At 56.6% G+C, this 20032-nt stretch carries 16 protein-coding genes; 7 read left to right on the top strand and 9 right to left on the bottom strand.

The window, feature by feature from the left end; genetic code table 11:
• Window positions 1-25 precede the first annotated feature (25 nt).
• Window positions 26-1126: a ParB/RepB/Spo0J family partition protein gene (locus tag OU789_RS16485; RefSeq protein ID WP_274656862.1), complete on the bottom strand. Its 1101-nt coding sequence runs from the start codon at window positions 1124-1126 to the stop codon at window positions 26-28.
• Window positions 1119-2510: an AAA family ATPase gene (locus OU789_RS16480; protein WP_274656860.1), complete on the bottom strand. Its 1392-nt coding sequence runs from the start codon at window positions 2508-2510 to the stop codon at window positions 1119-1121. Before OU789_RS16480 ends, OU789_RS16485 begins: the two co-directional genes overlap by 8 nt.
• A 550-nt stretch (window positions 2511-3060) precedes the next feature.
• On the opposite strand from OU789_RS16480, the gene OU789_RS16475 reads away from it, so the two are divergent.
• The 4 genes from OU789_RS16475 to OU789_RS16460 all read left to right on the top strand — a co-directional run bounded on the left by OU789_RS16475 (window position 3061) and on the right by OU789_RS16460 (window position 9474).
• Window positions 3061-4242, top strand: a complete 1182-nt coding sequence (locus tag OU789_RS16475; protein WP_274656858.1) for a replication initiation protein — start codon at window positions 3061-3063, stop codon at window positions 4240-4242.
• 166 nt (window positions 4243-4408) lie between these two features.
• Window positions 4409-5323 carry a carbohydrate kinase family protein gene (locus OU789_RS16470; protein WP_274656857.1) on the top strand — a complete coding sequence of 305 codons (915 nt, stop codon included), beginning with the start codon at window positions 4409-4411 and terminating at the stop codon, window positions 5321-5323.
• A 145-nt stretch (window positions 5324-5468) separates the two neighbouring features.
• On the top strand, window positions 5469-6629 hold the full coding sequence (locus OU789_RS16465) for an SAM-dependent methyltransferase (RefSeq protein ID WP_274656855.1): 1161 nt from the start codon (window positions 5469-5471) through the stop codon (window positions 6627-6629).
• A gap of 88 nt (window positions 6630-6717) precedes the next feature.
• Entirely contained in the window at window positions 6718-9474 is a 2757-nt protein-coding gene (locus OU789_RS16460) for an AsmA family protein (RefSeq protein WP_274656853.1), read from the top strand.
• Here OU789_RS16460 and OU789_RS16455 read toward each other — a convergent pair whose 3' ends face one another.
• Window positions 9475-9978, bottom strand: a complete 504-nt coding sequence (locus OU789_RS16455) for a hypothetical protein (protein WP_274656852.1) — start codon at window positions 9976-9978, stop codon at window positions 9475-9477.
• 129 nt (window positions 9979-10107) lie between these two features.
• The gene (locus OU789_RS16450; protein ID WP_274656850.1) at window positions 10108-10815 is read right to left on the bottom strand and encodes a DUF1045 domain-containing protein; all 708 of its coding nucleotides are present in this window, start codon (window positions 10813-10815) and stop codon (window positions 10108-10110) included.
• Between the two features lie 290 nt (window positions 10816-11105).
• Between OU789_RS16450 and uxuA the strand changes: the two genes are divergently transcribed.
• Genes uxuA through OU789_RS16435 form a run of 3 tightly spaced genes read left to right on the top strand, consistent with a single transcriptional unit; the run spans window position 11106 to window position 14922 of the window.
• A complete protein-coding gene (uxuA, locus tag OU789_RS16445) occupies window positions 11106-12275 on the top strand; it encodes a mannonate dehydratase (protein WP_274656848.1) in 1170 nt (389 codons plus the stop codon).
• A 17-nt stretch (window positions 12276-12292) separates the two neighbouring features.
• A complete protein-coding gene (locus OU789_RS16440) occupies window positions 12293-13816 on the top strand; it encodes a UxaA family hydrolase (RefSeq protein ID WP_274656847.1) in 1524 nt (507 codons plus the stop codon).
• Window positions 13817-13824: 8 nt separating this feature from the next.
• A complete protein-coding gene (locus tag OU789_RS16435; protein WP_274656846.1) occupies window positions 13825-14922 on the top strand; it encodes a mandelate racemase/muconate lactonizing enzyme family protein in 1098 nt (365 codons plus the stop codon).
• A gap of 70 nt (window positions 14923-14992) precedes the next feature.
• Here the strand turns inward: OU789_RS16435 and OU789_RS16430 are convergent, their stop codons facing one another.
• The 5 genes from OU789_RS16430 to OU789_RS16410 all read right to left on the bottom strand — a co-directional run bounded on the left by OU789_RS16430 (window position 14993) and on the right by OU789_RS16410 (window position 20029).
• Window positions 14993-16222 carry an HlyD family secretion protein gene (locus OU789_RS16430; RefSeq protein WP_274656844.1) on the bottom strand — a complete coding sequence of 410 codons (1230 nt, stop codon included), beginning with the start codon at window positions 16220-16222 and terminating at the stop codon, window positions 14993-14995.
• Window positions 16223-16225: 3 nt separating this feature from the next.
• Entirely contained in the window at window positions 16226-16708 is a 483-nt protein-coding gene (locus tag OU789_RS16425) for a hypothetical protein (protein WP_274656842.1), read from the bottom strand.
• 115 nt (window positions 16709-16823) lie between these two features.
• Window positions 16824-17600, bottom strand: coding sequence for a hydroxypyruvate isomerase family protein (locus tag OU789_RS16420; RefSeq protein WP_274656840.1), 777 nt, complete (start codon window positions 17598-17600; stop codon window positions 16824-16826).
• Window positions 17601-17603: 3 nt separating this feature from the next.
• Window positions 17604-18458 (bottom strand): carboxylating nicotinate-nucleotide diphosphorylase, encoded by an 855-nt coding sequence (gene nadC, locus OU789_RS16415; protein ID WP_274656838.1) that lies wholly within the window; start codon window positions 18456-18458, stop codon window positions 17604-17606.
• A complete protein-coding gene (locus OU789_RS16410) occupies window positions 18455-20029 on the bottom strand; it encodes an L-aspartate oxidase (protein ID WP_274656836.1) in 1575 nt (524 codons plus the stop codon). Before OU789_RS16410 ends, nadC begins: the two co-directional genes overlap by 4 nt.
• Window positions 20030-20032 lie beyond the last annotated feature (3 nt).

Below are 20032 nucleotides of genomic sequence, written 5' to 3'. Positions count from 1 at the left end.
TCGACAAGCCGGTCAATGGCCCATGCTACGGCTTATCAAACAAATGCGCCAACTGCCGCATCGCTTCCTCGATCAAAACCGTATCCACGCCTCGACCGCTTATGCGAATAGAATGGCCGTTCGCGTCGCTTTGCCGTTTAAGCACAACTCCGGATGACAAGCGCAAGGTATCCGGCCCTGTCCAGCCCACCTGCGGTTTGCTTTTCGGCCGTCCGCCGCGTTTACCCGGTTGCGCTTCCGCCTCGGCCTCAAGAACCACCGTTTCAAGCAGCGCCCATTCCTCCTCTGGCGACGTAGGCTGCCCATGGGCAAGCACATCACGGAATCGCCCTTCCAGACCATTGCGCAGCGCCGCCGCCACACGAAGCCCATCACGCTCTTTCAAGAACTCAGGGAACTCAAGCATATCCCCCAACTCTTCAAAGATCAGAGCAAAAGAGCGGATCTTGGATCGTTTCGCCTTCGACGCTGCGCTGAACAGATGTGCCACCGCCGCTTCGCCACTCGGAAAAATCCCCTGCTGAGCTGCGATCACCGCAATACGCCCGCGCTCGAAATGCGACAAGCTTGCACGGATTTCGTTTTCCTCAACCATAGCTGCGAAGGCTCCGCCGAGCGCATCCGGCTCGCGCACCAGAGCCTTAACGGTGGCGTATTTTTCCTGACCCGTAAGCGCATATAAATCCCGTATCGCCTTGAGCCGCCGATAGCCCGACAACAGCCCATAGGGTTTGCCCTCTGCGCCCGCATCCTGCGCGAAAACCTCTATCGGGAGCCGAAGCCCGTTGGCCGATATCGATAGTTTCAACTCCTCCATCTCTGCTGCATCCAAAACCATGCGATCGCGCACTATCGCGTCTTCCATGATAGAATCGATAGGTAAATCAAGGATTAAACGACCCTGAGATTCTGCGGACCGAAATGCCTCTGCATCCGTCTTGTCTTTTGCCTGCGTTGCCCGCGTTTCCGCATCCACAACCGGTGCGCTCTGTGCGGTTTCTCCCGCAATCTGTGAAATCGGCGCAACACCAGCGTTCGCACGGTTAAGGGTTTCGCGGCGAAACTCCTCCTCGATCTTATTCAGATCCGTTGCCGACGGGGCCGTGATTTTTCTTCGTTTAGCCATGCTCTGCCTCCTGCTCATTCATCTTCTCGTCGCGCCACCACGCACCAAGAATGATCTCCTTCACCTCCGCCCAAGTGCGGTCGAACGTCTCTCGCCCGCGCACATAAGTATCGCGGTTGAACTCCCTATAGTCGGCTTCATAAATGCCGTTCACCTGCTCGCCGGCCTGCCCAACCATTGCGGTCATGTCTTGCCGGAACGTTGTCATGAAATCCCCGAAATAGGCCTGTATCACATTGGCCAAATCAGTCTGCTGCGCCGCATCAAATCGGGTGATCAAAGTGCGGACGGCATCCCATTCAAACCGAACTTCCTCCAGCCCCAACTGCCGCCGCTGGCTGTTCTCCCCATCCTCAATGCTTGCGAATGTCGAGTACAACATATCGAAAAAACGCCCCGTGGAATCGAACTCCAGAAATGACGCACCAAGAGGCACCAAAAGGATATCCGCAGCAGCCAGCGCATTAATCGTAAGGTACCCGAGGGCAGGGGGCGTATCGAGCAAGATCAGATCATATTCGTCGAGCAATCCACCCGCGTCTAAACCATTCGTTAACGCATCCCAAAGCGCCCAATTTCGGCTCTGCATCCGCCAAACAGGGATCTGAAACTCCGCCCAATACAGGTTCAACTGCGCCCCGATCAGATCAATATTGGGCCAGTGCGTATTCTGAACGAGGTTTCGCGGCGAAACCTCTAGGGCTTCGGAGAGGGTCTCATCCAATGGAATTTCTGGCTGCCCCTGAGCTACGCGAACGCTGTTTTCCTCTTGAACATGACGCGCAAAATCACCCGCGAGAATGGGGAAAGCTGTCTGCCATTCGTCCTGAATCGAGCCGCCCAAAATTGAGGTCATAGAACCTTGGCTATCAAGGTCAATGACCAGCACCTTATACCCGTCGAGCGCCGCGCTCATGGCAAGGTGGGCGCAGGTCGACGTTTTGCCGACACCCCCTTTAAAATTGGCGACCGCCAGGACTTTGGCTTGCAGGCCCTCGGGGCGGTAGGGGCGGTACTCTCGGTTGGCGGCTCCTTCGGTAGCGAAATGCTCGCGGAGGGTCATTACTTCGGCGAGCGAAAACCACTTGGTGTTACCTTCGCCATGACCTTGAGGAAGGTCGGGGTTGGCCTTCAGAACGCGTCGAAAATGCGCCGGAGCAACTGGAATAAGATAGCGGCAAATTTCCCATGTGGAGAACTTTCGAAGGCGCTTTTGACCGTCTGGGGCATGGCCACCCTTGGCTAATTCCTCGCGCCCTTTCGCAGCGAACGCGGCGGCTTTTGCGAATCGTCCGGTATCGATAGGCTGAGAGAGCTTGGCCTCGGCGGCTTCCGGGTCTATGCCAAAATAGGGGGGTAGGGGAGATTTGCCTGAAGATGTCATTCTTTTTCACCGATGTTGTGATTAACTGCTCACTTTCGAAAAAATATCGCACATCGAACGGTAAAAAGGAATCTCTCAAATCCTAAAATCAAGAATTTAAGAAAAACAACGACCTGATTGTTTAATTATATATAGATTCTTTAAAGACTTTGGATTTCTAAACTCATTATTTTTCAATAGCCTATTGTGATTTGGGTGCCTGAATACAGGTTAATAGGTACCGAAATACAGGACGAACGGCACCACCAGACAGGACAAAAAGTACCGATTCGCGGGATGAGAGCGGGATAAGGCTCTATTCAGCGTGTTAGACACTGTTTCGCGGACTCTGGCCAAAGTTGCCGTGACTCGTGATACCGTAAACAGGTTCCTTTACGCAACGCGCGCAGGGGTCTTTGTTTGTTAAGGAACCCGAATACAGGATGGGAAATTCGAGCGTAAAGGTATCTCGCGCTAGATTGTTTGCGGGTGCCTTTTGATGTAACATGCGTGCATACCGACCCGAAAAGAGAGTCGGATTCGAGGCAGATTGAACAGGGCAGGCGGCAGGATGAATGACATTCCCAAGGAAAAACTAACGGGCGCGCTTCGGCGTGATGCAGTGAAAAAGCATGTGGCCGCAATCCATGTGTCGGGCAAGCTCACGCTTCTGCAACGCAAACTTTCAAATGTGCTGCTTCTGAATGCTTATGACACGCTGACCAAACAGCAGCGGTTCCAGATGGATGCGCGAACGCTGTGTATGATGGTCGGGTATAATTCAAATGATTTCGAAACCCTGAAGGCCTCGCTGCGCGGGCTTGCGGAAACGGTGGCGGAATGGGACATGCTCGATGGCGATGGGCGACAGGAATGGGGCGTTTCGAGCCTCTTGTCCTATGCGAAGCTTAAAGACGGCATTTGTGAATATGCGTATTCGCCAGCCCTTGCCGAAAAGTTAAGTGACCCCAAGGTTTTTGCTCTCATCAACCTCAAGATTCAGAGAAAATTTACCTCCGGCCACGCTCTAGCTCTTTATGAAAATTGCTACCGCTTCCATAGGACGGGGAGCACGGGCTGGTGGCCGCTCGATGTGTTTCGGCGCCTGATGGGGGTGGCCGATAGCGAGTATTACGAGAGCTATAAGCACCTGAACGCGAAGATCATCAAGCCCGCGGTGGCGGAAATCAACAAGTCCAGCAACATTATCATCACGCCCGAAGTGCGCAAAAAAGGGCGTTCGGTGAGCGATATTCGGTTTGCGATCAAATCGAACCCACAACTTGCGATACTCGACCTGGATGATGGGGCAGGGCAGCGGCATGCGCCCGTGTATGACCGTCTTCGTGCGCTTGGGGTTGCGGACCGCTTGGCCCGACAATGGTTAACGCTCCATGGGGAAAACACGATCGAAGAGAAGCTCGACTACGTGGCCAAACAAAGCGGCGTTGAGCATCCGGAACGCTACCTCGCGGCAGCGTTGCGCGATGATTACAAAGAAGGGCAGGGGGCGCAGAAGCCGGTTGCCAAGGTCACAAGCGCCAGAGCCAAGAAGCTTGGTCGCGTGCGTGATCTGGCGGCTTCGCGGACACCGACCCAGCGGGATGCGGATAAGCGACTCTTTGCGGCAAAGATTAGTGAAACGGCCAAACGTCAAGATTTTGAACGGCATGGTTGGATGTCTGCGCTGAATGCGAATGAGATTTTCAAGTTTTGGGAAGAGCTGTTCCCAGACGCTTTTGAGGCGGAATAGGGTCTGTTTTGCTGATAGGGCCGAAAAAATGTTAGCGCTAACTCGCTTTCAGACTCGACATGTGAAGATTTCCTTATAGGTTCCCGACAACGCGCTTTCCTTATGCCAGCTGTGTTGGACGCGAAGGGGCGGATGTTTTGGTTTCGGATTATGAAAGTTACCTGAAATGATTTTGTGTTGCGGTGAAGCTTTGATCGATATGGTGCCTGACGAAGAGGGCCGGTTGGTTCCACATTCGGGCGGCGCGATCTTTAACACGGCCATCGCATTGGGGCGGCTTGGCGCGGAAGCGGGCTATTTTAGCGGGCTGTCCACGGACCTGTTCGGCGCGCAGCTGGAGGCCGCTTTGGGCGAAAGCAATGTTGATACATCGCTCACTGTGCGCTCGGATCGGCCGACAACACTTGCTTTTGTAAAGTTAACAGACGGCCATGCGGAGTATACGTTCTATGACGAGAATACAGCCGGCCGAAGCTTGACGCCAGAAGACCTGCCCACAATTCCAGAGAGCGTAAACAGTCTCTATTTCGGCGGAATTAGCCTTATTTCCGAACCTGCAGCCAGTGCATTTGCCGCGTTGTGCGCACGTGAATCCGGCGAGCGGGTCATCATGATTGATCCGAATATCCGCGCTGGATTTATTAAAGATCGTGACGGCTATGTTGCGCGTGTCAAAGAGATGATCGCGCAATCAGATATCGTCAAAGTTTCCGACGAGGACCTTGATTGGCTCGTGCCTGGTGCTGCGTCTCATCTTGAAAAGCTCGCGGAGCTTCAGGCAACAGGGCCAAGTGTTGCGGTTCTGACGCGTGGCGCGCAGGGGCCGGTTGGACGGCTTCGGGATGGGCGGACGGTTGAGGTTAAGCCGCCGGTTGTAACGGTAAAAGATACCGTTGGCGCGGGCGATACATTCAACGCGGGCTTCTTGGCGAAGTTGGATCAGTTGGATGCGATCAGAAAAGAGACATTGCGCGATTTAAGCTTGGAAACGCTTGAAGCCGCATTGGACTTTGGCGCCAGAGTCGCGGCCGTAACGGTAACACGCGCGGGCGCAAATCCGCCTTGGGCCTCTGAGCTTTAGGGCGCACACCGTAGGTAGCGCAGACTCTAAACCCCAAGCCCTTGGCGAATAGCCAAAAATTGTGTTTAATTTAATGTAGTTTTTTCGTCAGCGCGAGGAGGCGGGTGGCAAAATTGCTGTCTGCGCGCCTGATTTCGGGGTGAGTATGTTATTTCTAAGCAACCGCGTTAAGCGCGATTTTCTCGAGACCTGCGCCACAATTCGTGAGGGAAGCTTGCGGATCCGGACGCCTGAGGGCGACGTCCATGATTTCGGGGCGGGCGAGCCGTTTGCGGAAATGGAAATCCACGATTGGTCGGTTGTAAGCGCGACGGCGGCGCGGGGGGACATTGGCCTTGGGGAAACCTATGTGGCCGGACTGTGGGATTCTCCGTCGGTTAAGAATGTCTTGATGGTTGCCATCCGGAACATGCATGAGTTCAGACGGTATGCATATGCTAACTTTTGGAACACGCTGGGGTTCAAGCTTTTGGACCGTGTGTTGCGCGCGAATTCAAAGCGCGGTGCGTCGCGCAATATTCGGGCGCATTATGATGTTGGCAACGATTTCTATGAGCTTTGGCTTGATCCAAGCATGACCTATTCCTCTGCGTTGTTCACGGAAGGGGATGACGATCTCTTTCGGGCGCAGCACCGGAAGTATGACCGCATTCTTGGGAAGCTATCCGATGGGGAGCGCATTCTTGAAGTTGGATGTGGATGGGGCGGATTTGCGGAACGCGCAGCAGGAGACGGGCGGTTTGTAACGGGCCTGACGATTTCGCCCAGCCAGAAGAAATACGCCGATGAGCGGCTTGGTAAATCGGCGGACATCAAGCTGCTGGACTATCGCAACAGCGAAGGCACCTATGACAACATCGTGTCGATCGAAATGATCGAAGCGGTCGGGGAGCATTATTGGCCGACGTATTTCTCGACGCTGAAGGCGCGGTTGGCTGAGGGCGGGCGTGCGATGATTCAGGCGATTACGGTGCCGGATTCCTATTTCCCGATCTATAAAAGCGGGTCGGATTTTATTCGGCATTACACGTTTCCAGGCGGGATGCTGCTTTCGGAGGCCAACATTCGCGAACAGGCCAAGAAGGCGGGACTTGTGGTTAACGAAAGCCACGGGTTCGGGCTTGATTACGCGAAGACGTGCGGCATTTGGGCGGAGCGGCTGATGGAAAAAGCCGAGGACGTGATGGCGCTTGGGCATGACCGCGCGTTTCTTCGGACGTGGTTGTATTATCTCGAAATTTGTTCCGCATCTTTTCAGGTTGGGCACACGAATGTGACACAGGTTGAGCTGGCACATGCGAAGTAGGGAAGAGGCCTTGCCAAGTGGCGTCGACACGGTTCTAGTGACAGGAAAACCAAGCCGCGTGGATTAGCGGGCGGACACGAGGAAGACGATGCGGATCCTACTATTCTTGCTTAAAGCACTTGTTTTTCTCGTCATTGTCGGCGTTGTCGGGATTTGGATGTTTCTATCGTCTGGACTGTTTGAAGAACGGCGACAGGCGATTGTCTCAAGTCTTTTGACGGAAGCTTTCGGCCAACCAGTCGAAGTTAACGGGACGCTTAAGATCGCATTCGGGCGGATCATGACCGTTACGGCTGCTGGGGTGGAAATTCCGAGCGAAGATATCGAAAATGAGACCCTAGCCCGCCTTGATTTGCTCGAATTTGACATCGATCCTGTCAAATATTTTCAGGACGATATCACCCTCGATACTTTTATCATTGATGGGTTGTCCGTTAACCTTCTGACGCTTGAGGACGGACGCCATACTTGGACCACGCAGCCGGAAAATGCGGAAAAAGAGGAATCGACCGGCGATGTTGATAAATACGCGACGGGTATCGCCGCATTTGTGAGCCGGCGAACCATTGACGTGACTGGCGTATCGATTGTGGTTGATAACAAGAGCACCGGTTTTGTTTTCGACTTCCAGCTGGCTTCGCTTTTGTTCCATCAGATTGATGATAGGGCCACGCTTGAAGTTTCTGGGTCCGGAACCGTGAACGGCGAGGAGTTTACCGTTTCGGGGCTCTATCCCGACGGGAAACCATTTACCACAAACGCATCATTTTCCAGCGCGAGCTTGAGTTTCAACGGTACGACTTTGCCCAGTGAAGCGGGGCCGGGATATACGGGCGAGTTGAATTTCGATGTTAACGAACTTAGCGATCTGTTTGATGTTCTGAAGCTCGAAAACTCGGTGAAAGGTGAGGGGCATCTAACCAGCCGTTTGACCCGCCAACCGGGCGGGTTGAAGGCGCAGGATATTGACCTCCATATGAACTTTGACGATGGAAAATCGGTGCAGTTAAGTGGCGCGGTAGAGGACCTTTTCACCATGGTTGGGGTCGATGTTACCGGCGATGTTGCGCTGTATCCCGAGGGCGAGGAGCCGCCACGGGCGAAGAAGCTCAAGGATTTCCGTTTGCTGAATTTCTCGGCGCATTGGGAAGGGGATGCGGGCGATTACGCGTTGAACGAGATCAATGTCGGGACCAATTATTTTGTGAAGGACTTTAACGAGATCGGGCCGATTTCTGTTGGGCGAATTTACCGAACACCAGACAGCAAACTTTCGCTTCAGGACGTGCATGTTCAGGTTGGGCCGCTGGGAACGCCTTTCTTGTCTGCGGATGGTGATCTTGAGGATTTATTAGCGTTCGAAGGGCTTACGCTTGAAGGTGCGCTAGATGTCCCTGCGTCGCTTGTTCTGAAGAATTTCGGGCAAGAAGGAAATGAAGCTTTTGGGCGGCTTGATGCGTCTTTCTCGGTTACGGATGAACCGGGTCATCTGGCGATCACAAACTTCAGCGGGCGCACCAGAGACAGCGATATTTGGAACCTTGGGCTTGAGTTCGAGCTGGCAGAAGTAACCAAGATGAAGGGTCTTCATATCGGTGTTGATCTTGGCGTGCCTGATAGTGCGGCCTTTGCGGGCGCTTTGGGTGATGACGTGAAGGACGCGGGCCCGCTTTCGTTGCTGCTTGATGTGACGGGAGATGGGCCGAATATCGAATTCATTACCGAGGTTACGGCAGGGGAGTCCGATCTGAACCTTGATCTCACGACATCGCACTTGCCGCAAACAATGGAGGTTCGTGGGGCGTTATCGAGCCCGGAATTGCGGATTGATGATTTCAAGAATGCCATCACGTGGAGCAATGCTTTGGTTGACAATCTCGTTGCCGAGCGTGAGGACGAAGACGGCGAAGAGAGCGACAAACCCGAAGAATCCTTCGTGTTAGAGCCTGAATCAGAGCCGGTTGATGATAAGCCCGAAGAGAGTTTTGTGGTTGCAGATGACAAGCCGGAAGAGAGCTTTGTGGTCGACCCTTCGGCGCTTTATGTTCCGTTGACCAAGAAGGAAGCCTTGCATTGGGTTGATGTCGATGTGGCGATTGATGTGCCAAAGATCACGGGGCAAGCGGGTGTTTCGCGGATAGAGTCCGAGTTGACGGTTAAGGATGCGATTGCGCGATTGGGTCCGTTGGAGTTCAGCTATGGCGGCGGGTATTTCAACGCGGCCGCATCGGTTGATCTTGATAATTCCCCGAAATATGCGCGCGTCAACGGGCGGGCAAGCGGTTGGGAGCTTTCGGATTTGATGGAATTGGCCGGTGTGGACATGGATGCACGCGGCAAGCCATCGTTGCAGTTTAACCTTGGCGCAACCTACACGTCGCTGCCTGCGATCCTTGCCAGTCTGAACGGCAATGTTCAGGTGAGCATGGGGCAGGGGGCGGTTGCGACCAGTCTGTTGGAGCTTGCGGGGCTTGGGATTTTCAGGTGGCTGTTCTCGGATGAGTTGGGGCAAGGCTACACGCGGGTTGGATGCGTTGAAGCGCCTTTGACGATTAATGCGGGGCGGATTTCGACGGATGTAAGTGTGTTAGAGACTGAATCCGTGCAATTGTTGTTGCTTGGTGGTGTGGATTTGAAGCAGCGAACGATTGATCTGCGGGGCGAGCCAAGGGCGCTTGGCAAACCATTGGCGCGGGCGCCGTTTCCGTTCTCGGTTACGGGGTCGCTTGATGATCCGAACTTCGATATCAAGTTCAGCGGGTCGCGGGTTCGCCGTTCGGATGGGGCCACGCAGATGCCCGCAAACCGCAAGCCCTGCGTGGCGGATATCCTACAGCTTCAGTGACTATTCCGCCTGTTTTGCCTGACATTCACGCGCGGCTTTGATCGCGTTTGAGGTCCCTTTGAGGTTCACGGGAATGTCGGGGCGGTTCTCTGTCTGGATGGCCATTTCGGTGTTTTTGGCGATCTCGTCCGGGACGTTGGGATTGTCGAAGAACACGAAGGCGCCAGGAGTGCCGTCTAGGGTATGGGCTTCGGATTCGCCTTTGAAACGTTTGTCGGGGAAATCGAATTTCACCATGGCTTTGTCGCCGTCCTCCGCTGTTCGGTCGGCGGCCCATGCGGCGTTATATGCGCCAAAGAAACCACCCTCGCGCGAAGGCCAATAGCCCATCTGGATGAGGGTGCCGTCTTCGAACTCTTTTTGCACGAAACAGCCGTTGCCCTTTTCCGCGTCGATCAGAACGGACCAGTCGCCGGACGTGCCATATTCGGTGTAATCCGAGGCGAGTGCAGGTTGGCCGGCGAAAAAGGCTGCGGCGAGGCAGAGGGCTGCGGAGCGGTGCATGGGTTCTCCTTTCGACATGTTGCTTGAATTGAGTGTGCGGTAAATTCGACCGTCTTGAAAGAGAGTATGGTGCAAATTTACGTGTGGAATGAATAGATGCGCGTTGAGACAGGCTCTATTGCGGCCCAATTACGCGCCGATCTTAGCGCGGGTCAGGGTATGGAAGCGGCCTGTGTGATCCTCTCCAACAAGACAGACCTCTTGGATCCGTACCGGTTCTTGCAAGAGGGGCGCAACGACGGGCGCGAGGGCGGCTTGGGTTTGGGCGAGGTCTGGTTCGGATAGGGGGCCGGTGAGGGTCATGTGGAATTTGAACGTGTCGAACACATAGGGATAGCCCCACCGCGCGAGCAATTCCTCTTGGCGCGGCGTTAGGCCCGCGGATTTACGCTTGGCGGTTTCGGCCTCTGTTGGTGGGGCGCGGAATTCATCGAGATGTGTCACAAACTCGGCAGAAAAGGCGCTTAACTCGGCGGTTGGAACTTCCGGCGTAAGGGCGAGAAAGGAGCCGAGTTTTTCGAGTTTCAGGCGGCCAAGAGACAGCGGGCGCTGCGCGCGGGTTATGGCAAGGAATGCGTTGTGCAGATCGGCGAAGTGCTTCCCTTCGGCAAGGCGGAAGGGTGGTTTTATCGTGCCGTGGAACCCGTATCGGTGGGGCGTTTCGGTGATCTTCTGAATAGGGGCGGGAAGATCAAGGACCGTCAGAAAATTGGTGAGCCGCCCGTGGTTGATGTCCCAGCCGAGCCATTGCGCGCCAAAGGCGGCGAGTTCGTGCTCGTGATCACCAGGAACGATATAGACCGCGAAGCGGCTGAAATGTTGCTCTGTGTTTTCCATTGTCTGGCGGGTCTCTTTAGCAATCGGGCGCATTTGGGCTTTGATAGAGCCTGTTTGGGCCGCCTATGCCACTGGCGCCTCCGCTGAATGACGAGGGTGTATAGCATAAGCCTATCGCTTCTGTGACGGAATGCAATGTGACGCAGAGGCAATTGAGTTTGACCAGACTGATATGCTAGAATATATGCATTCCAGATCCGATAGTTTTCCGAAGAAATGCAATCTGCGCGGGGATGTGATCCTTGGCGCTAGAAGTCTGACTATCGCAACCGAAAATTCATGGAGGCAGCATGCTGGAAACGTGGCGTTGGTACGGGCCGTTTGACAAGATCACACTTGGTGAGGTGGCCCAGACGGGCGCGAGGGGTATTGTGAATGCGCTGCATGAAATCCCGTATGGCGAAGTGTGGAGCCGCGAAGCCATTGCCAAACGCGCAGAAGAAATTCGCGGCGCGGGGTTTGAATGGTCTGTGGTCGAAAGCCTGCCTATTCACGAGAGCATCAAACGCGGTGACGGCGACCTTGCGCCGTTGTTTGAGAATTACCGCACCTCGATGGCCAATCTGGCCGCAGAGGGCGTTCATACGATTTGCTATAACTTCATGCCGCTTCTGGATTGGACGCGCACCGATCTGGCCGCTCCTGTAAAAGGCGGCGGCACGTGTTTGCGGTTTGAAGCGCATCGGATGGCGGCGTTTGAAATTCACATGCTGAAGCGCGAGGGCGCGGAGGATGACTATCCGCCAGAAGTTTGCGCCAAGGCTGCATCATGGTTTCAACAAGCCAGCGAAGCAGACCGCGAAGAGCTTCTCGCGTCGATCATGACGGGGATGCCCGGCGCGTTTGATCGTTATGATGTTGAGGGGCTGCGTGAGGCGCTCAAATCTTATGAGGGCATAGGCCGCGCAGAGTTGCGCGAGAATTACCGCCGCTTCCTTGAGGAGATTATTCCAGCCGCAGAGGAATTGGGCATTCGCATGTGTGTGCATCCCGATGATCCGCCGCGTGATATCCTTGGGCTGCCACGGATTGTGTCTGATGGCGATGACATTGCATGGATTCTTGGCGCCGTAGAGAGCGCGGCCAATGGGCTGACGCTTTGTTCCGGCTCGCTCGGGGCGAACCCTGCCAATGATGTGCCTGCAATTGCACGCCAGTTTGCCGACCGCATCCATTTTGCACATCTGCGCAATGTGGCCAAAGATCCGGACGGCAGCTTTGAGGAAGCGGCGCATTTGGGCGGCGATACCGATATGGTCGCGCTTGTGCGGGTTTTGCTTGAGGAAGAAGCGCGCCGCCGTGATGCGGGTCGCGCCGACCACACGATACCTTTCCGCCCCGATCACGGCCACGAGTTACTGACCGATATCGGCGCGGGGGCTATCCCCGGCTATCCGATGATCGGACGGCTTCGCGGGCTTGCCGAATTGCGCGGTATCATTGCTGCGCTGACTTCTTGATAACAGGACATTGAACCATGGCTGAAACGCTGTTGCTGCACCCATCCGATAACGTTGCGATTTTGACTGCGCGCGCAGGTGAGGGGGACGATCCGCTTGGCATTGGTGCGCCCTTGCCGAAAGCGGTTTCCAGCGGCCACAAGATAGCGCGGGAAGCTTTGGCCCAGGGGGCCGAAGTTTATAAATTTGGGCAGCTGATTGGTTATGCCACCGAGGATATCCCTGCGGGCGCGCATGTGCATTCGCACAACTGCGCGTTTGGCGATCATGGCCAGACCTATGAATTCGGCGCTGATCTTGAGAAAGCGCAGGCGGCTATTCCGTCGATGGAAGGGCGCACGTTCATGGGCTATCGCCGCGCGGATGGGCGCGTTGGTACGCGCAACATGATTGCGCTTTGCGCCACGGTGAACTGCTCTGCGACGGTGATCAAAAAGGCCGCCGCCGAGGTTGAGGCGAGCGGTATGCTCGACGATTACCCAAATGTTGACGGCGTTGTTGCGCTCTCGCACGGGACGGGCTGCGGCATGGCGACGAACACCAAGGGCTGGGACAACCTTCAGCGGGTGTTGTGGGGGCATGCGACCCATCCGAATGTGGGTGCGGCGATTTTCGTGGGGCTTGGCTGCGAGGTGATGCAGGTTGCCAAGATGCGCCAGATGTTTGAGGGCGACGGCAGCGAGCGCTTCCACGGCCTAACCATCCAAGAGACCGGCGGCACGCGCGCCACGATCGAGCGCATCAAGGCGCAAGTGGCCGAACTGCTTCCAGAGGTGAACAAAACCAAGCGCGAAGAATGCCCCGCGTCAGAGCTGACCGTGGCGTTGCAATGTGGCGGCTCCGACGGGTTTTCCGGCATTACGGCCAACCCCGCCCTTGGCATGGCAGCAGACGGGCTTGTCGGGCTTGGCGGCACAGTGATTTTGGCGGAGACATCCGAGATTTACGGCGCGGAGCAGCTTTTGTTGCGGCGGGCAGCGAACGATACCGTGGCCCAGAAGCTGGTGGACCTTATCAAGTGGTGGGAAGACTACACCGCGATGCACAACGGTTCGATGGATAACAACCCGTCGCCTGGCAACAAAGCAGGTGGGTTGACCACCATCCTTGAGAAGTCGCTGGGTGCCTCGGCCAAGGCGGGTTCGACCCCGCTTACAGATGTTGTGGCTTACGGCGAGGTGGTGAAATCTAAGGGTTTTGTGTTCATGGACTCGCCCGGCTATGACCCCGTTTCCGTAACAGGCCAGATCGCCAGCGGCGCGCAGATTGTTGTGTTTACGACGGGGCGCGGCTCTGCGTTTGGTTCGAAACCCGCGCCGACGATCAAGGTTGCCACGAATGACCGCCTCTTTGGCGCGATGCCCGATGATATGGACATCAACTGCGGCGATATCGTGAGCAGCGGTGTCTCGCTTGAGGATAAGGGCGCGGAAATACTGGACGCGATCCTCGCGGCGGCTTCGGGCAAACAAACCAAGAGCGAGGCGCTCGGTCTTGGTGATCACGAGTTTGTCCCGTGGCAAATCGGGGCGGTGATGTAGGCGCGCAAATGACCCGTATCACATCAATCAAGTCTCAGATTTTCCATGTGCCTTTGGCCGAGGTTCTGGTGGATGCGAAGCACGGCACGCATACGCATTTCGAGCTGATCACCGCGACGGTGACGCTTGAGGATGGCACCGAGGGCACCGGTTATACCTATACCGGCGGCAAGGGGGGCAGCGCGATCAAGGCGATGATTGACGATGATCTCATCCCGTTTTTGCTGGGTCAGGACGGCGCGGAGGTCGAGGCGCTTTACGAGGCGATGCAGTGGCATGTGCATTACGTGGCGCGCGGCGGCATTGCGAGCTTTGCGATTTCGGCGCTGGATATTGCGCTCTGGGATTGTCGCGGCAAACAGCGGGGCGAGCCCCTGTGGAAGATGGCGGGCGGCGCGGATAACACCTGCAAGGCCTATTGCGGGGGGATTGATCTGAACTTCCCGCTGCCCAAGCTCTTGGACAGCATCCAGAGCTATCTTGATCAGGGGTTCAACGGCGTGAAGATCAAGATCGGCCAGCCGAGTTTGGCCGAGGATGTGGAGCGGATTGCCGCCGTGCGCAAGCTCATCGGGCCGGACGTGAAGTTCATGGTCGACGCCAATTATTCCATGACCCGCGAGGAGGCGCTTGCGGCCTGTGAGGCGTTCAAACCCTATGATCTGACGTGGTTTGAGGAGCCGATTATTCCCGATGATTATATCGGCATGGGGATGATTGCGGAGGCCACGGGGATGCCGCTGGCCATGGGTGAGAACCTTCATACGATCCACGAGTTTGAATACGCGTTCGAGCAGGCGAAACTCTCGTTCATCCAGCCCGACGCCTCGAACTGTGGCGGGATCACAGGGTTTTTGCAGGTGGCCGAGATGAGCCGCAAATATGGCATTCCGGTCTGTAGCCACGGGATGCAGGAGCTGCACGTGAGCCTTGTGTCCGCCCAAGACAACGCGGGTTGGATCGAGGTCCATTCCTTCCCGATTGATGCCTACACCACCCGCCCGCTCAAAGTTGAAAACCACCGCGCCGTCGCCCCCGACACCCCCGGAACCGGCGTCATCTTCGACTGGGACAAACTCAACTCCGTTAATCTTTTGGCGCAATAGTCCAGCGCGGCGTTTGAAATGAAAAAGGCTCCCAATGGGGAGCCTTTTCGCGTTGATGGGATGGGCCGTTTTAGTGCCCTTTAAGGACGAGCGTTTGGACTGGCAACAGAAGAGCCTGAATGCGCAGGATCAGAGCGTGCACCAATCCGACTGTATCCATGCCGTGGTAGCCAATCTTTTGCAGGGTCGTGAGATCGTCACGCGCCAGCATTTCGTGGCCACTGGAGTAGACATTGGCAATACAGGCAGCCCCTTGCGGCAGGCCTTCGAAAGACCCTTCGATTAGTGGCTCAAGGATAACAGTAATCGTTCCGTCCGGAGCAATTTTGCTCACATCGACGAGCGTGTCGGTTGGGCGGATTTGCCCTGCGGCGATCACGTTCTGAACCTCGGCGACAACCACAGGAATGATCTCCCATGGGCGCGCCATGCAGGTGACTTCGCCGATCATCCCAACCTTCAGGACCTTGGATTGAATTTGTCCAAACCCTGCGACGAGTCCGGTTTCGAGACGCTCGGGAACGAGGATACCGGCAGGGCGTAGCATCGGGTTAACCACATCGCCCGGGCGCAGGGCGAATTGCTGGACGATGCCATCTGTGCTGGCCGTAACAAGGGTTTTGTCCAGTTCGACCATCGCTTGATCGAGGCTCGCAACCGCGCTGGCCTTTTCGGCGGGCAATTGGAATTCGATCTGGGATTCGATGGCTTCTTTGTGGGCGGTGGCGGCATCGACGGAACCTTGCTCGGTATCGACTCTGACCTTCAGGCGCTCCACATCCCGTTCGGAAACGGCACCAGAATTGCTTTCAAGCAGTTCAGCGCGGACTTCATATTCGTCGATGGCCTGTTCAAGCACGCCTTGTGCCTGAATGACGCGGCCTTCGGCTTCTTTAAGCTGTGACTGGGCAACAATCATACGCGCGTCGATCTCTTCGATCTTGCGCTTGGCCATTTCAACACTGGCGCGTTGCTTGCTATCGTCGAGCTTGAAGATCGGGTCGCCCTCGGAAACCTTTTCGTTGATGGCAACATAGGTTTCCTCCACCCGACCGTTGATCTCGGGAAGAATGGTGACGGTGCGATACACGGAGTTCGCCGCCTTGGTCGAGGGGTGAAAATAGAAGATCGCGGTGATCAGGCTGACAGTGAGGATGAAGCAGAGCGTGATGCCCCACCGCAATTCATACCAAACCGAAAACAGCGTGATTTCGCGGCCGATCCGCTTGTCCTGTCCGTATCGACGATAGAGATAATCGGGCAGGATGGTGAACATGGAGCAAAGGGTAAGTTCAAACATGGGTCAGCCTTTGTCCTGATCAGAAATATTTTGAGTCTGTTCTGCTGCTATGTCGGATGTTTCGACGGTTGCTTGCGAAGCAGCGACGGGAGCGGGAGACTCCGCGGGGTCGGGCGGGGGCGCATAGGATTTCGCGATAATCGCGAGGGAATCCGCCATGGAAACGATTGGTGATCTAAAATCTGGAATTGGAACCAGTGCGAGCAAGAGGGCCGCAATCCAAAACGCATGGTTATGGGTAAACAGCGCAATGAGGCACAGTACGGCCACGATTTCGAACTGAAGTTTCTGCCCTTTGTGAGCCATCCGGTCCGGAAGCGTATGAAGCTTTAGATAGAAAACTCCGATGCCGACAATCATAACTATCAGGAAAATTGCCGTTCCGGTCATGAGCCAATCGGATTGGCCCGGAAGCGGAACATAGGGCGGAATGTGTTCGGTAGCGATGGGGTTCAGATTTGCGACAACGTCTTGTTCGGCGGCCACGGGCACGCTCCAATCTTGTGCGGCAGGCAAAATTTGTGCCTGAAATGATCTTGAATTAACGCGTTAGTATGCGATTGGGCCAAATTCTGTCAATCGCCTATGCAAAATCAGTGGGTTAGCGAGAAGGCCGTGCCCAATCCGCAGAGAGCCAACCAAGGGAGTCCTCGGTTTTGCCTTCGGGCCGGTATTCGGCGCCGAGCGGGGCGGTGTAACCGAGGGTGTTGAGCTCGGCAAAAACTTCGGCGTAATCAACCGCGCCTTGGTCCGGCGCACCGCGATCCGGGACAGAGGCAAATTGCACGTGGCCGATCAGCGGAAAGAGTGTGCGCAAGCGGGAGATCACGCGGCCCTCTGTGCGGCCAACATGATAGCAATCAAACATCAGTTTGAGATTGGGCGCGCCGGCCTTGTCAATGATCTCGGCGGCTTGTTCGGTGTCGCGCAGGAAATAGTTGGGCGCGTCATGGGCGTTGAGCGGCTCGATCAGGATGGTTTTTCCAAGCGGCGCGGCGAGGTGGCAGGCGTAGCGCAAATTCTCGATAAAGGTTTTGCACGCGGTTGGCCCATTGGCGATGCCCGCCATGACGTGGATATTCGCGGTATGGGTCAGAACGGCGTAATCAATCGCCTGATCAATGGCAGCGCGAGCGGCGTTGATCCGGTTGGGCACAGCGGCGAGGCCGTTTTCGCCGCGTGTCACATGGCCGCGAGCCGTGTTCAGGCCGAGCATGGGCAGGCCGGTTTCAAGTAGCGCTTCGGTTACTTCGGCGGGGGGCGTGTTATAAGGCCAGTGGCACTCTACCGCGTCAAACCCTGCGCGTTTGGCGGCGCGGATTGCATCAGGGAGAGACAGGTCAGCCCAAAGAAAGCCGAGGTTTGCCGAAAACTTCATCGTTTAGAAATCCAGACCGAGATCGAGTGTTTGCGCCGAATGGGTTAGCGCGCCCGAGGAGATGTAATCAACACCTGTTGCGGCAACTTCGTTAATGCGCGGCAGGGTCATATTGCCGGATGCTTCGGTGATGATTTTGCCGCGCGCCATTTCAACGGCTTTTTGCAAGGTCGGGGTATCCATATTGTCAAGCAGGACCACATCCGCGCCACCGGTTTCAAGCACGTCGGAAAGCTGGGCGAGCGTGTCGACCTCGATTTCGATGCGCATCATATGCGAGGCGGAATTGCGCGCGGCGGTCAGGACGGGTTTGATGCCGCCTGATGCTGCGATGTGGTTATCTTTGATCAGGATTGCATCAGACAGCGAATAGCGGTGGTTGTAGCCGCCGCCGTGAAGCACGGCTTGTTTCTCTACAATGCGCAGGCCCGGCGTGGTTTTGCGCGTGCAGGTGATGCGGGTTTCGGTGCCTTTGGTTTCGGCCACGAAAGATGCGGTGAGCGTGGCGATGCCCGAGAGCCGCCCCGCAAAATTGAGCGCCACCCGTTCGCCCATCAGGATTGAGGCGGCAGAGCCGTTGATTGTCATCAGCGTTTCACCCGCTTTGCAGGGTGTGCCGTCAGCTATGAGGGTTTTGACCTCAAGCGCGGGATCGACAAGGCGGAAGGCGATGGCGGCGATTTGCATCCCCGACACAACGCCATCGGCGCGGGCATTCAGGCGGGCGGCATAGGTTTTGTCGGCAGGGATCACGGCGCGGGTAGTGACATCGCCGTATTGGCCGAGGTCTTCGAGGAGGGCCGCACGGACCAGTGGCTCAAGGATCAGATCGGGCAGGGCGGCAAAGGGGGCTGTCATTCGGAATCCTCGCGGGCAATTTTGCGGCGCAGGGCGCGTGCGTCGGCTAGGGTCAGGTGGCTGCGTTCGGAGAGGGCGGGGTTTGCCTCTGGGAAATCATCGCGGAAATGTCCGCCACGGCTTTCTTCGCGTAGAAGCGCAGCGGCGGTGATGAGCGTTGCGGTGGCCACCATGTTGGCGAAGGCGTCGCAGGGCGGGTGGCTTTCGGCAAGGGTGTCGATTGTGCGCAGCGCGGTCTTAAGGCCAGCGGCGTTGCGGATCACGCCCACATGCACAGTCATGGTTTCGCGCAGTTTGGCAACGGCGGCAGGGTCTGGCGCGGTGCTGGAGCCGCTGAAGTTTATCGCCAATTCCGGCGCGTCTTGGGGGTCGGTGTTGGCGGCGATGTCTTGTGCGGCGTTGCGGGCATAGACCAGCGCTTCGAGTAGCCCGTTGGAGGCCAAGCGGTTCGCACCGTGTAGCCCTGTCGAACTGGCTTCGCCACTGACCCAGAGATTGGCAAGGCTTGTGCGGCCATCGGCATCGGCATCTACGCCGCCCATGTGATAATGTGCAGCTGCTGCCACAGGAACAGGTGCAACGCGCGGGTCAATTCCAGCGCGCGCGCAGGCTTCGGCAAGGGCGGGAAAACGCTCGCTTACCTCGGCACCAAGGGCTTCGCGGGTGTCGAGAACCGGCTTGTTCCCTGCTTGTGTTTGGGCAAAGACGCCACGCGCCACAACATCGCGGGGGGCAAGTTCGGCGTCTGGGTGGAGGGCTTGCATAAACCGTTCACCGTTCTTGTTGACCAGCACCGCGCCTTCGCCGCGCAGGGCCTCGGTTGCAAGGGGCATCGGGTCTTCGCCAGAGGCAATTGCGGTTGGGTGAAACTGCACAAACTCCGCATCAGAGATCACCGCGCCTGCACGGGCGGCCATACCGATCACCTGTCCGCGGATGCGCGGCGGGTTGGTGGTATGGGCAAACAGCCCACCAGAGCCGCCGCCCGCCAACAGAACGGCAGGGCATCGGATGAGTTGCGGCGCAGAGGCAGGTTCGGCAGCGCTTTCAATCCAAACGCCAGTAACTTTACCACCTTCGGCTTCAAGGCCAGAGGCCAGCGCGCCCTCGATCACCTGAACGGAAGGGGTCTCGCGGACCTCGGCAATCAGGGTTTCCATGATCTGACGGCCAGCTTGATCACCCTTAACGCGAACCACGCGGGCGGCGGAATGGGCGGCCTCTCGGTTCATCACATAGCCGCCCTTTGCATCCCTATCAAAGGGCGTGCCGAGATCGGTAAGGTCGAGGATATGTTCGCGGGCCACATCGGTTACGAGCCGTGCAACCTCGGCGTCGACAATGCCAGCACCGGCGCGGACCGTATCGGCGGCATGGGCTTCCGGCGTATCACCCGGCGCCATTGCAGCGGCCACGCCGCCCTGTGCCCAAGCGGAACTTGCTCCGTATCCAAGCGCCTCTGGCGAGATCACCAGAACAGGGCGCGGAGCCAGACGCAGCGCCGCATAGAGTGCGGCTAGACCGGCACCGACAATCACGATACGATTTGTTTGAACCGGAGGCTGCGTCATGGG

It is taken from the genome of Halocynthiibacter sp. C4 (genome assembly GCF_028823805.1).
GTDB classification, from domain to species: Bacteria; Pseudomonadota; Alphaproteobacteria; order Rhodobacterales; family Rhodobacteraceae; genus Falsihalocynthiibacter; species Falsihalocynthiibacter halioticoli.
This window is presented reverse-complemented; position numbering and strand designations above follow the sequence as displayed.